The sequence below is a fragment of the Paenibacillus sp. FSL K6-2862 genome (genome assembly GCF_038005125.1).
GTDB lineage: Bacteria > Bacillota > Bacilli > Paenibacillales > Paenibacillaceae > Paenibacillus > Paenibacillus illinoisensis_A.
The window spans coordinates 135,445-148,155 of sequence record NZ_JBBOSN010000001.1; the positions used below are offsets into that span (position 1 = coordinate 135,445).

General features: G+C 49.0%; 7 protein-coding genes, 10 tRNA genes and 3 rRNA genes. All 20 read left to right on the forward strand.

Going from position 1 to position 12,711, the window contains the following annotated elements:
• Nucleotides 1-117 precede the first annotated feature (117 nt).
• Entirely contained in the window at nucleotides 118-1,872 is a 1,755-nt protein-coding gene (gene dnaX / locus MHB82_RS00640; protein ID WP_341173567.1) for a DNA polymerase III subunit gamma/tau, read from the forward strand.
• 56 nt (nucleotides 1,873-1,928) lie between these two features.
• Nucleotides 1,929-2,240: a YbaB/EbfC family nucleoid-associated protein gene (locus MHB82_RS00645; RefSeq protein ID WP_095362300.1), complete on the forward strand. Its 312-nt coding sequence runs from the start codon at nucleotides 1,929-1,931 to the stop codon at nucleotides 2,238-2,240.
• Nucleotides 2,241-2,274: 34 nt separating this feature from the next.
• Entirely contained in the window at nucleotides 2,275-2,874 is a 600-nt protein-coding gene (recR, locus tag MHB82_RS00650; RefSeq protein ID WP_095362299.1) for a recombination mediator RecR, read from the forward strand.
• Between the two features lie 255 nt (nucleotides 2,875-3,129).
• Nucleotides 3,130-3,357, forward strand: a complete 228-nt coding sequence (locus tag MHB82_RS00655) for a DUF2508 family protein (protein ID WP_095293491.1) — start codon at nucleotides 3,130-3,132, stop codon at nucleotides 3,355-3,357.
• Between the two features lie 29 nt (nucleotides 3,358-3,386).
• Nucleotides 3,387-3,656, forward strand: a complete 270-nt coding sequence (locus MHB82_RS00660) for a pro-sigmaK processing inhibitor BofA family protein (protein ID WP_095293489.1) — start codon at nucleotides 3,387-3,389, stop codon at nucleotides 3,654-3,656.
• A gap of 310 nt (nucleotides 3,657-3,966) precedes the next feature.
• Nucleotides 3,967-5,518, forward strand: a 16S ribosomal RNA gene (locus MHB82_RS00665).
• 132 nt (nucleotides 5,519-5,650) lie between these two features.
• Nucleotides 5,651-5,767: ribosomal RNA gene (gene rrf, locus MHB82_RS00670) — 5S ribosomal RNA — on the forward strand.
• A gap of 32 nt (nucleotides 5,768-5,799) precedes the next feature.
• Nucleotides 5,800-5,876: transfer RNA gene (locus tag MHB82_RS00675), tRNA-Ile, on the forward strand.
• Nucleotides 5,877-5,899: 23 nt separating this feature from the next.
• A tRNA-Ala gene (locus tag MHB82_RS00680) sits at nucleotides 5,900-5,975 on the forward strand.
• 196 nt (nucleotides 5,976-6,171) lie between these two features.
• Nucleotides 6,172-9,099, forward strand: a 23S ribosomal RNA gene (locus MHB82_RS00685).
• The 16S, 23S and 5S rRNA genes sit together here with 10 tRNA genes alongside, the layout of an rRNA operon.
• Before the next feature lie 81 nt (nucleotides 9,100-9,180).
• Nucleotides 9,181-9,272 (forward strand) — tRNA-Ser (locus tag MHB82_RS00690).
• A gap of 42 nt (nucleotides 9,273-9,314) precedes the next feature.
• Nucleotides 9,315-9,391: transfer RNA gene (locus tag MHB82_RS00695), tRNA-Met, on the forward strand.
• 9 nt (nucleotides 9,392-9,400) lie between these two features.
• Nucleotides 9,401-9,476: transfer RNA gene (locus MHB82_RS00700), tRNA-Val, on the forward strand.
• Nucleotides 9,477-9,481: 5 nt separating this feature from the next.
• A tRNA-Thr gene (locus tag MHB82_RS00705) sits at nucleotides 9,482-9,557 on the forward strand.
• Nucleotides 9,558-9,566: 9 nt separating this feature from the next.
• Nucleotides 9,567-9,644 (forward strand) — tRNA-Asp (locus tag MHB82_RS00710).
• Nucleotides 9,645-9,665: 21 nt separating this feature from the next.
• Nucleotides 9,666-9,738, forward strand: a tRNA-Phe gene (locus MHB82_RS00715).
• 12 nt (nucleotides 9,739-9,750) lie between these two features.
• Nucleotides 9,751-9,836: transfer RNA gene (locus MHB82_RS00720), tRNA-Tyr, on the forward strand.
• 7 nt (nucleotides 9,837-9,843) lie between these two features.
• Nucleotides 9,844-9,916 (forward strand) — tRNA-Lys (locus MHB82_RS00725).
• A 156-nt stretch (nucleotides 9,917-10,072) separates the two neighbouring features.
• Nucleotides 10,073-11,266 carry a PucR family transcriptional regulator gene (locus MHB82_RS00730; protein WP_341173568.1) on the forward strand — a complete coding sequence of 398 codons (1,194 nt, stop codon included), beginning with the start codon at nucleotides 10,073-10,075 and terminating at the stop codon, nucleotides 11,264-11,266.
• Between the two features lie 103 nt (nucleotides 11,267-11,369).
• The gene (locus MHB82_RS00735; protein WP_095292957.1) at nucleotides 11,370-12,494 is read left to right on the forward strand and encodes an ABC transporter ATP-binding protein; all 1,125 of its coding nucleotides are present in this window, start codon (nucleotides 11,370-11,372) and stop codon (nucleotides 12,492-12,494) included.
• The last annotated feature ends 217 nt before the right edge of the window (nucleotides 12,495-12,711 follow it).

The following is a 12,711-nucleotide window of genomic DNA, read 5'->3' on the forward strand; positions in this document are numbered from 1 at the left end:
TATGTACAAAAAAACTACGCATCATGAGTCAGATAAAGTTTGGAATCACCCCGGAATATAGTATAATGGGGGAACGACAAAGGACTCGAATGCGAAGTGGAAGGAAGGTAACGCATCATGGAGCATATCGCGTTATACCGGGCTTGGCGTCCCCAGTCGTTTCAAGATATGGTGGGACAACAGCATATTATTCAGACCTTGCAGAACGCGATTCGTGAACAGCGGACTTCCCATGCCTACTTGTTTAACGGGCCCAGAGGAACGGGGAAGACCAGTGCCGCCAAGATTTTGGCCAAAGCTGTAAACTGCGAGCGCGGACCTGCGCCTGAGCCTTGTAACGAATGTGAAACTTGCCGCAGGATCACGGCCGGTTCGGTAATGGATGTGCAGGAGATTGATGCTGCATCCAACCGGGGTGTTGAGGAGATCCGCGATCTTCGTGAAAAGGTTAAATATGCCCCAACGGAAGTCCGGCAGAAAGTCTATATTATTGATGAAGTGCACATGTTAACGACAGAGGCGTTTAACGCTTTGCTCAAAACATTGGAGGAACCTCCTCCACATGTAATGTTTATTTTGGCAACAACCGAACCACACCGCCTTCCGGCCACGATTATCTCCAGGTGTCAGCGATTCGATTTCCGCCGGGTTTCCCTAGAGGAGCAGACGGCCAGACTTACGTTGATCTGCGAACAGGAGGGTATGGAGGCTGATCAGGATGCGCTCCAATACATCGCTCGTCTGTCGGACGGGGGAATGCGAGATGCGCTCAGTGTTCTGGATCAGATCTCTTCTTTCACAGATGGAAGAGTAACATATCAGCAGGTTATGGATATGACCGGAGGAATCCCTTCAGAGCAATTTGCCAAGCTTGCCGCTTCACTGCTTAAAGGTGATGTCGGACATATTTTGCAGATGATCGAAGGGTTTATGCATGAAGGCAAGAGTGCAGATAAATGTATGGAAAACTTGCTGTATTACTTCCGTGATTTACTTATGATCAAGATGGTACCGGATGCTGATAAACTGACAGACCGGGTGCTTAACCCCGAGTCTTTCCGTGATATGGCAGAATCCTTCACGAAGGAACAGCTGTTCCAGATGATTGATACACTTAACCGATACCAGAGTGAGATGAAATATGCAGTACAGCCGCAAACGTTATTTGAAGTGGCCCTGCTCAAGCTGTGCAGTATACCTGCGCAGGGAGGGGTACCGAATCAAGCCGCTGTGTCAGCGGGAGCGACGGCGTCCTCGCAAGCTGACAGCGGCGAAATTAACCGCTTAAAACAACAGCTTGCTGAGCTGGAGAAGAAGCTGGATCGTGCACTGAAAAGTGGTCTCTCTGGTGGAGAGGCTGCACCAAGCAGTCCTTCACGATCGGCAACTCGTGCTCCCGTATCCAGGGGAAATTCTCCGGCGAAGCTGCCTGCACAGCTGGATCAATACGTGGCGCGCAAGGGATCTCCAGAATTCGTGGAGATCAGCAGAAAGTGGAGTCAAATCTTGCAGCGTGTTAAAGAAGAGAAGGTTACGGTCCATGCCTGGTTTATGGATGGTGAGCCTGTATCCATGCTGGAAGACAATGTATTGGTTGCTTTCAAAAACAACATTCACCGTGAAACGACAGAGAAGCAGGCTAATCGTGAAGTGATCGAGCGTGTGCTGTCTGAACAGCTTGGGCGTTCAGCACGTCTGGTGACGATGATGCTTAAGGACTGGACGGGAGCTATGGAAGGAGCTGCTGAAGCGCCAAAGGAGGACTTTAAGCTTGAACCTGAGCATGAAGACGGCGGGTCAGGCAGCAAGCAACCTTGGATTGATGAAGCCATCCAGCTCTTCGGTGAGGATCTTGTAGTGATTAAGGAATAGACGATGTACCTAGCGCTAGCGCGCATCATTAACTATAACAAAGGAGATGAACAATCATGAACAACATGAACCAAATGATGAAGCAAGTGAAGAAAATGCAGGAGCAAATGCTGAAGGCACAAGAGGAACTGGCTGACAAAACGGTTCAAGGTACTTCGGGTGGCGGTGTAGTTACAGCTGAGGTTAACGGACACAAGAAATTGCTGTCCATTACCATTAAACCTGAAGCGGTGGATCCGGAAGATGTAGAAATGCTGCAGGATCTCGTTATGACTGCTGTAAATGATGCGATGACCAAAGCTGATGAAATTGCTAACCAGGATATGGGCAAATTCACAGGCGGTATGAAAATTCCGGGATTGTTTTAATTAAAATTGATCCTGTCAAAGGAGACACAATCGATTGTATTATCCCGAACCGATAGCGAAACTTATTGATGCTTTTACCCGTTTGCCGGGTATTGGCCCCAAGACAGCTGCGCGACTAGCTTTTCATGTGCTCAACATGAAGGAAGATGACGTTATTGATTTTGCCAAGGCGCTTGTTAGTGTGAAGCGTAACCTTCATTACTGCTCGATATGCTGTAATATCACAGATACCGATCCATGCCGCATTTGTCAGGATAAATCCCGGGATGGTTCTGTCATTTGCGTGGTTCAAGATTCCAAGGACCTTGTTGCGATGGAGCGTACCAAAGAATTTGATGGGTACTATCATGTGCTGCAGGGTGCGATCTCTCCAATGGAGGGAATCGGCCCTGATGATATTCGGTTGAAGGAGCTGTTGACCCGGCTGAGTGATGAACGGGTGCAAGAATTAATTCTGGCAACGAATCCGAATATTGAGGGTGAGGCGACGGCGATGTATATTTCCCGTCTGGTTCGTCCGTTCGAGATTACAGTTACCCGGATAGCCCATGGACTGCCTGTGGGTGGAGACTTGGAGTATGCAGATGAAGTGACGCTATCCAAAGCGCTGGAAGGTCGCAGAGAGATCCGATAAGGTGTATGTGCGATTAAGAGGCAAATGGCTCTGCATAGAGTGAAATAGTTGAAGATTTGAATGAATTCATCCAGAGAGCCGAGAGGCTCTCTTTTTTTGTTGGCGAGAACGAAGTATCACGGAGAAATTTGTGGCTCATAGTTCTAAGTTTGTCCTTCCCTTGATAAGTATGAGAATATGCTGTGCTGAATCAAAGGGGGGGAGCTTATGTTTTTCTGGAAAAATGCAGGACGGGCAGTGGAGAAACGCACCCAAATGCAGAAGGAGCTTGAAGAAGAACAGATCTACTTGGAGATTGAAAAGGCAAAAGCGGAGTGGGAGCGTGCTGTAAGGCAGTTTGAAGAAGCGCAGGGGGAAGATGAAATTGATTATGCTATATATGTTCTGGAAGCAGCAGAGCGTAAGTACCAGATTCATCTGAAGCGGGCGAAAAGGGCAGGAATGAAGAAGTCAGCTGTAATGGATCGGGGTATGAGTGTGTGATGAAAGAATAAGACAGGGAGGTGCTTATTATGAAAAGTGTGATTCTAGGAAGTGTGCTTGTGGTTTCATTACTGGCGCTGGTGATCATATTGTTCAGAAAGCGAATCGGATTGTCGTGGGTAACATCATTTGGGATACATCTGGCTTTGGCTGCGATCGGGATCTATGTTGTCAATTATTCCGGTTGGATTACGGGGGCCTACATACCGCTGAATCCTGCTACAATCGGTACAGTAAGTATTTTGGGCCTGCCAGGAGTAGGGCTTTTGCTGGGGCTGAAAATTTCTTTGTTTGGGTAGTTGACTCTGTGCAGAGATCTATGATACATTATATCTCGTTGCTTTGCTTGCTTGGTCGAGAAAATTTGGAGAATAAACAAAGATCACTAAGAGCTTTGAAAATAAACTTCAAAAAAAGTGCTTGACGAAAACAAACGAAGTATGATATATTATAAAAGTCGCCGCTGAGAGAAAATAGTGACGACAACGAATGAATGTTTGATCTTTGAAAACTGAACAACGAGTGAGTAAACGATCTTGCTTGCAAGATCAACAATGAGATTTTTAATCTCGTCAGATTCAAAATGAGCTAATCGCTCTTTTCAATACTTTATTGGAGAGTTTGATCCTGGCTCAGGACGAACGCTGGCGGCATGCCTAATACATGCAAGTCGAGCGGACTTGAAGAGAAGCTTGCTTCTCTGATGGTTAGCGGCGGACGGGTGAGTAACACGTAGGCAACCTGCCCTCAAGCTTGGGACAACTACCGGAAACGGTAGCTAATACCGAATACTTGCTTCCTTCGCCTGAAGGAAGCTGGAAAGACGGAGCAATCTGTCACTTGAGGATGGGCCTGCGGCGCATTAGCTAGTTGGTGAGGTAACGGCTCACCAAGGCGACGATGCGTAGCCGACCTGAGAGGGTGATCGGCCACACTGGGACTGAGACACGGCCCAGACTCCTACGGGAGGCAGCAGTAGGGAATCTTCCGCAATGGGCGAAAGCCTGACGGAGCAATGCCGCGTGAGTGATGAAGGTTTTCGGATCGTAAAGCTCTGTTGCCAGGGAAGAACGTCCTTGAGAGTAACTGCTCAAGGAGTGACGGTACCTGAGAAGAAAGCCCCGGCTAACTACGTGCCAGCAGCCGCGGTAATACGTAGGGGGCAAGCGTTGTCCGGAATTATTGGGCGTAAAGCGCGCGCAGGCGGTCATTTAAGTCTGGTGTTTAATCCCGGGGCTCAACCCCGGATCGCACTGGAAACTGGGTGACTTGAGTGCAGAAGAGGAGAGTGGAATTCCACGTGTAGCGGTGAAATGCGTAGAGATGTGGAGGAACACCAGTGGCGAAGGCGACTCTCTGGGCTGTAACTGACGCTGAGGCGCGAAAGCGTGGGGAGCAAACAGGATTAGATACCCTGGTAGTCCACGCCGTAAACGATGAATGCTAGGTGTTAGGGGTTTCGATACCCTTGGTGCCGAAGTTAACACATTAAGCATTCCGCCTGGGGAGTACGGTCGCAAGACTGAAACTCAAAGGAATTGACGGGGACCCGCACAAGCAGTGGAGTATGTGGTTTAATTCGAAGCAACGCGAAGAACCTTACCAGGTCTTGACATCCCTCTGACCGTCCTAGAGATAGGGCTTTCCTTCGGGACAGAGGAGACAGGTGGTGCATGGTTGTCGTCAGCTCGTGTCGTGAGATGTTGGGTTAAGTCCCGCAACGAGCGCAACCCTTGATCTTAGTTGCCAGCACTTCGGGTGGGCACTCTAAGGTGACTGCCGGTGACAAACCGGAGGAAGGTGGGGATGACGTCAAATCATCATGCCCCTTATGACCTGGGCTACACACGTACTACAATGGCCGGTACAACGGGCTGTGAAGCCGCGAGGTGGAACGAATCCTAAAAAGCCGGTCTCAGTTCGGATTGCAGGCTGCAACTCGCCTGCATGAAGTCGGAATTGCTAGTAATCGCGGATCAGCATGCCGCGGTGAATACGTTCCCGGGTCTTGTACACACCGCCCGTCACACCACGAGAGTTTATAACACCCGAAGTCGGTGGGGTAACCGCAAGGAGCCAGCCGCCGAAGGTGGGATAGATGATTGGGGTGAAGTCGTAACAAGGTAGCCGTATCGGAAGGTGCGGCTGGATCACCTCCTTTCTATGGAGAATCGTTTCCCGTAGCGGAAACATTCAAAAAGTCTTCAGGAAGCATTGCTTCCGAAGCGAGCTTTACTTCGTAAAGCTTTTAACTCACTCGTTGCTCAGTTTTGAGAGCTCAAACTCTCGAACGTTTGGTGGCGATAGCGAAGGGGTTCCACACGTTCCCATCCCGAACACGACCGTTAAGCCCTTCAGCGTCGATGGTACTTGGACCGCAGGGTCCTGGGAGAGTAGAACGCCGCCAAGCGTAAACCCTATTGGGTTTCAATAATAATATACGGGCCCTTAGCTCAGTTGGTTAGAGCGCACCTCTGATAAGGGTGAGGTCGGTGGTTCGAGTCCACCAGGGCCCACCATTTACACTTTCATAATTTGATATGGGGCCATAGCTCAGCTGGGAGAGCGCCTGCCTTGCAAGCAGGAGGTCAGCGGTTCGATCCCGCTTGGCTCCACCAACAAGATTTCAAGCTTGTTCTTTGAAAACTAGATATCGAAACGAAAATTGCGAATTAGAACATTCCTTTTAGCTGAACTTGTGTTAAAACAAGTTTCAAATATTAGTGATACTGTATGAGTGAGTGATCGAATGGAACGACTTTTGGATTTGCGCAAGCAAACCAAGGGAAGAGACAGCTCGAACACGAGCGAATTGGTTAAGCTACTAAGAGCACACGGAGGATGCCTAGGCGCTAGGAGCCGATGAAGGACGTGGCGAACAACGATACTGCCTCGGGGAGCTGTAAGCAAGCTTTGATCCGGGGATGTCCGAATGGGGAAACCCAGCTGGGGTAATATCCAGTTACTCATAACTGAATACATAGGTTATGTAGAGGCATACCAGGGGAACTGAAACATCTAAGTACCTTGAGGAAGAGAAAACAATAGTGATTCCGTCAGTAGCGGCGAGCGAACGCGGAACAGCCCAAACCAGAGAGCTTGCTCTCTGGGGTTGTGGGACGTCTCACATGGAGTTACAAAGGAGCCGGTTAAACGAAGAGGTCTGGAAAGGCCCGCCAAAGAAGGTAAAAGCCCTGTAATTGAAAGTCTGCTCTCTCCGAGACGGATCCCGAGTAGTGCGGGGCACGTGAAACCCCGTATGAATCCGGCAGGACCATCTGCCAAGGCTAAATACTTCCTAGCGACCGATAGTGAAGCAGTACCGTGAGGGAAAGGTGAAAAGCACCCCGGAAGGGGAGTGAAATAGAACCTGAAACCGTGTGCTTACAAGAAGTCAGAGCCCGTTTTAGGGGTGATGGCGTGCCTTTTGTAGAATGAACCGGCGAGTTACGTTCCCGTGCAAGGTTAAGGTGAAGAGCCGGAGCCGCAGCGAAAGCGAGTCTGAATAGGGCGAGTTAGTACGTGGACGTAGACCCGAAACCGGGTGATCTACCCCTGTCCAGGGTGAAGGTGCGGTAACACGCACTGGAGGCCCGAACCCACGCACGTTGAAAAGTGCGGGGATGAGGTGGGGGTAGCGGAGAAATTCCAATCGAACTCGGAGATAGCTGGTTCTCCCCGAAATAGCTTTAGGGCTAGCCTCGGAAAACAGAGTCGTGGAGGTAGAGCACTGATTGGGTGCGGGGCCCGCAAGGGTTACCAAGCTCAGTCAAACTCCGAATGCCATAGACTTACTTCCGGGAGTCAGACAGTGAGTGCTAAGATCCATTGTCAAAAGGGAAACAGCCCAGACCATCAGCTAAGGTCCCCAAGTGTGTGTTAAGTGGGAAAGGATGTGGAGTTGCACAGACAACCAGGATGTTGGCTTAGAAGCAGCCACCATTGAAAGAGTGCGTAATAGCTCACTGGTCGAGTGACTCTGCGCCGAAAATGTAACGGGGCTAAACACACCACCGAAGCTATGGCTTGATGCTTTGCATCAGGGGTAGGGGAGCGTTGTATAAGGGTTGAAGGTGTACCGTAAGGAGCGCTGGACATTATACAAGTGAGAATGCCGGTATGAGTAACGAAAAGATCAGTGAGAATCTGATCCGCCGAAAGCCTAAGGGTTCCTGAGGAAGGCTCGTCCGCTCAGGGTAAGTCGGGACCTAAGGCGAGGCCGAAAGGCGTAGTCGAAGGACAACAGGTCGAAATTCCTGTACCACCGTAAATCGTTACGAGCGATGGGGGGACGCAGTAGGGTAGTGACGCAGACTGATGGATGTCTGTCCAAGCAGTGAGGCTGATGTGTAGGCAAATCCGCACATCGACAGGCTGAGCTGTGATGGGGAGTGAAAATTACAGTAGCGAAGGTCATGATCTCACACTGCCAAGAAAAGCCTCTAGCCAGATGAAGGTGCCCGTACCGCAAACCGACACAGGTAGGCGAGAAGAGAATTCTAAGGCGCGCGGAAGAACTCTCGTTAAGGAACTCGGCAAAATGACCCCGTAACTTCGGGAGAAGGGGTGCCCCGGTAGTGTGAATAGCACGAGGGGGCCGCAGTGAAAAGGCCCAAGCGACTGTTTAGCAAAAACACAGGTCTGTGCGAAGCCGTAAGGCGAAGTATACGGGCTGACGCCTGCCCGGTGCTGGAAGGTTAAGGGGAGCGGTTAGGGAGTAATCCCGAAGCTGTGAACCGAAGCCCCAGTAAACGGCGGCCGTAACTATAACGGTCCTAAGGTAGCGAAATTCCTTGTCAGGTAAATTCTGACCCGCACGAATGGCGTAACGACTTGGGCGCTGTCTCAACGAGAGATCCGGTGAAATTTTAATACCTGTGAAGATGCAGGTTACCCGCGACAAGACGGAAAGACCCCATGGAGCTTTACTGCAGCTTGATATTGAATTTGGGTACGATCTGTACAGGATAGGTGGGAGCCTTTGAAGCATGAGCGCCAGCTTGTGTGGAGGCACCGTTGGGATACCACCCTGATCGTATCTAGGTTCTAACCTGGTGCCCTTAGCGGGTACGGGGACAGTGTCAGGTGGGCAGTTTGACTGGGGCGGTCGCCTCCTAAAGAGTAACGGAGGCGCCCAAAGGTTCCCTCAGAATGGTTGGAAATCATTCGAAGAGTGCAAAGGCATAAGGGAGCTTGACTGCGAGACCTACAAGTCGAGCAGGGACGAAAGTCGGGCTTAGTGATCCGGTGGTACCGCATGGAAGGGCCATCGCTCAACGGATAAAAGCTACCCTGGGGATAACAGGCTTATCTCCCCCAAGAGTCCACATCGACGGGGAGGTTTGGCACCTCGATGTCGGCTCATCGCATCCTGGGGCTGAAGTAGGTCCCAAGGGTTGGGCTGTTCGCCCATTAAAGCGGTACGCGAGCTGGGTTCAGAACGTCGTGAGACAGTTCGGTCCCTATCTGTCGTGGGCGTAGGAAATTTGAGAGGAGCTGTCCTTAGTACGAGAGGACCGGGATGGACGTACCGCTGGTGTACCAGTTGTTCCGCCAGGAGCACCGCTGGGTAGCTATGTACGGACGGGATAAGCGCTGAAAGCATCTAAGCGTGAAGCCCCCCTCAAGATGAGATTTCCCAGTATGTAAGACCCCTTGAAGACGACGAGGTAGATAGGCTGGGGGTGGAAGTGCAGTAATGCATGGAGCTGACCAGTACTAATCGGTCGAGGGCTTATCCAAATTGCAGGTTTTAATCGCACGTTTCGTTTCGGATCTAGTTTTCAGGGAGCAATCCTTGTTATATTGTTTGATTGACTGTTTGGAGAGATACCCAAGTGGCTATAAGGGGACCCTCTGCTAAGGGGTTAGACTGCGTAAGCGGTGCGAGGGTTCGAATCCCTCTCTCTCCGCCATTTTTATTCTAAGATGGACAAGCAATCAGCGTTTATTAATATGGCGGTGTAGCTCAGCTGGCTAGAGCGTACGGTTCATACCCGTGAGGTCGGGGGTTCGATCCCCTCCGCCGCTACCATATTACCCAGGAGGCTTAGCTCAGCTGGGAGAGCATCTGCCTTACAAGCAGAGGGTCGGGGGTTCGAGCCCCTCAGCCTCCACCATATACGCCGGTGTAGCTCAACTGGTAGAGCAACTGACTTGTAATCAGTAGGTTGGGGGTTCAAGTCCTCTCGCCGGCACCATTAATGCCTGGAACCGTGGTGTAGTTGGCCTAACATGCCTGCCTGTCACGCAGGAGATCGCGGGTTCGAATCCCGTCGGTTCCGCCATTAATCTAAAAAATTAAATATGGCTCGGTAGCTCAGTCGGTAGAGCAGAGGACTGAAAATCCTCGTGTCGGCGGTTCGATTCCGTCCCGAGCCACCTTTTAATCCTGGAGGATTAGCGAAGTGGCCAAACGCATCAGACTGTAAATCTGCTCCCGTACGGGTTCGGTGGTTCGAATCCATCATCCTCCACCAGTTTTATGAGTCATTAGCTCAGTTGGTAGAGCACCTGACTTTTAATCAGGGTGTCGAAGGTTCGAGCCCTTCATGACTCATCTTGTTAAAAAGAGCGATTAATCATTAATTTGATTAATCGCTCTTTTTGTATATTTGAAAATTAAACAGCTGATTACAGATCCAAGGCATGGAAGGCGATGTATTGTAAGATATGATAAAATAATAGAAAAAAGCAAAGTGGTGGCGTTCATTATATGAAGCTCATACTTGGTCTTAAACAACAGATTGAATCCATTATTGGCACTAGCTTGGATGAATACGAGATTACCGTAGAAGAATGGAATCAGTCTGCAATGCAGTTAATTGGTTGGGAACAGAATCAAAGCGGTTTGCCTGAGATGGAAACTCCCGAGGAAGGGCAACCTAAACAGGAGTTTGCTTCTGACGCGATAGCGAGTGTAAAGAGTTTAAATACAGAGGAACGTATCTACTTCAAAGTTAAGTTTAATGAAAATGAAAGAACTTTAGTATGTTGGGGTTGTTCTGCTAGCTCCATAACCACGGAAACAAGGCGCTTAATTGAATTGCTGATTACCAACAGTTCAGACAGAATAGCTGAAGAGCTGCCAGTAATATATGAGAATAATCGGGAACAGGAACTTGCTGAACTGGGGAAATGGCTTCGGCAGAAGATAGAGCACCCGGCGGGGCAGGAATCCATTCCGGAGCGCTTTTCATTTCGGGATGAGATGCATTCTGAAAAGATCCCGTTTCTACTGCAATGCGAGACACCAGACGCCCATCGTATTCGTTCAAAGGAATTGAACAAGTTGCTGGGGAGTTATTTTGGTGAGGACATTATGCTGATTCCTCTGGGAGAGCAGGACTGGCTCTTTCTGAGCGATGAGCAGATTGTAACAGGTGAAGCGGAAGAGGATACTCTCGAAGCAAAAAAGGATTTACTTAATGCTTTTTGTTTAGGGCTATATGAATTGGTGGCGAGTGAATGGGCAGGAGTATTTCATTTATCTGCGTCCATGCCGTGTATTCCAGTACATGAGTTATCGGCAATTACAGGTCTGCTTCAAGAGAGCATTCATTTGGGAAGAGCATTTCACGTGGCTCAGCATATTCACTTACCATGGGAACTGCATCTTGAGCGATTGGTGGCGAGTATTCCTGAACAGCAGCGTCTTCGTTTTATCAAGGAGACAGGTAAGGATACGGTGATCTTTGAGGATAGTGAGACACTTGCAACACTGGAGACCTATTTTAGTCTGGACTGCAATGTCAGTGAGACAGCAAAGCGCCTTTTCATCCACCGCAATACGCTTATATACCGTCTGGATAAGATCAAACAGGAGATTGGTTACGATGTAAGAAGCTTTGAAAGTGCTGTTCTGGTGCGGCTTTTGCTCCTTATGTACAAAGTGACGAAAAAGCTCTGATATTTTTGTGCAGTTTGCGAATAGTCAAACATCACATGGATGGGTTAATATAAAACTACAAAATGTATTCGATTACAAAATGATCTCTGAGGAGGCAACAATCATGGCTGGTGTACGTTTAGAGCATATTTTCAAAAAATACCCGGGTTCTGATAAAGCAACAGTAGTTGATATTAACCTGGACATCAAAGATAAAGAATTCTTGGTACTGGTTGGACCGTCCGGTTGTGGTAAATCAACAACACTGCGTATGATCGCAGGCCTTGAGGAAATTTCTGAAGGTAAACTCTATATCGGTGACCGTGTCGTTAATGATGTTGCTCCTAAAGACCGCGATATCGCGATGGTATTCCAATCCTATGCCTTGTATCCGCATATGAGCGTATATCAAAACATGGCGTTTGGTTTGAAACTGCGTAAAGTGAAGAAAGACGAGATCGACAAACGTGTTCGTGAAGCAGCTAAAATCCTGGATATCGAGCATTTGCTTGAGCGTAAACCTAAGGCATTGTCCGGTGGTCAACGTCAGCGTGTCGCTCTGGGACGTGCGATTGTCCGTGATCCACAAGTCTTCTTGATGGATGAGCCTCTTTCCAACTTGGATGCGAAACTTCGTGGTCAGATGCGTGCGGAAATCACAAAGCTTGCTAAACGTTTGGAAACAACAGTTATCTACGTAACGCATGACCAGATCGAAGCCATGACCATGGGTGATCGGATCGTCGTTATGAAAGATGGTATCATTCAACAAGCAGCTTCTCCTGAAGAGCTGTACAACCACCCGGCTAACCTGTTCGTAGCAGGTTTCATCGGTTCCCCGACAATGAACTTCATCTCGGGTAAACTGGCTGAGCAAGGTGCTAACCTGCACTTCGTAGCTCCAGGCGTGGACGTTGAAATCCCGCAAGGTAAAGCACAAGTGCTGAAATCAAGAGGATACATTGGCAAGGAAGTTATTCTGGGTGTTCGTCCAGAAGACATCCACGAAGAGCCAGTATTCCTGGAAGCATCCCCGAACTCTGTATTCTCTACACACGTAGACGTAACAGAGAACCTGGGTCACGAAATGCTCCTCTACTTGAGCGGTGTGGGTAACGATACGACTATCGCACGTGTAGATGGACGTTCCAATACTCGTGATGGTTCCACAGTTAAAATGGCAATTGACATGAACAAGGTTCATATCTTTGACAAAGAGACTGAAGTGAACGTTCTCCTTCAAGACTAATCATACTGGGATTCCTCGGATCCGATGGAACATCAGTTAACGCAATCATACATTGTATTCAGAGCCCCTTCCGTTGTTGCTGGAAGGGGCTTTTTTGATTAATGGGCGGCTGTGGTCCGCGATTGCATTCAACACTGAATTCATTTAAGATTATTTGAAGGCTGGTTTTGTTTCGTAAAGTCTGTAACCTGAAACAAACAAAATGAATGCGCTAATA

What these genes read in the sequence shown, in the direction of transcription:
- dnaX (WP_341173567.1), top strand. Translation starts at nt 118, where the DNA reads ATGGAGCATATCGCGTTATACCGGGCTTGGCGTCCCCAGTCGTTTCAA.
- MHB82_RS00645 (WP_095362300.1), top strand. Translation starts at nt 1,929, where the DNA reads ATGAACAACATGAACCAAATGATGAAGCAAGTGAAGAAAATGCAGGAG.
- MHB82_RS00655 (WP_095293491.1), top strand. Translation starts at nt 3,130, where the DNA reads ATGCAGAAGGAGCTTGAAGAAGAACAGATCTACTTGGAGATTGAAAAG.
- MHB82_RS00660 (WP_095293489.1), top strand. Translation starts at nt 3,387, where the DNA reads ATGAAAAGTGTGATTCTAGGAAGTGTGCTTGTGGTTTCATTACTGGCG.
- MHB82_RS00730 (WP_341173568.1), top strand. Translation starts at nt 10,073, where the DNA reads ATGAAGCTCATACTTGGTCTTAAACAACAGATTGAATCCATTATTGGC.
- MHB82_RS00735 (WP_095292957.1), top strand. Translation starts at nt 11,370, where the DNA reads ATGGCTGGTGTACGTTTAGAGCATATTTTCAAAAAATACCCGGGTTCT.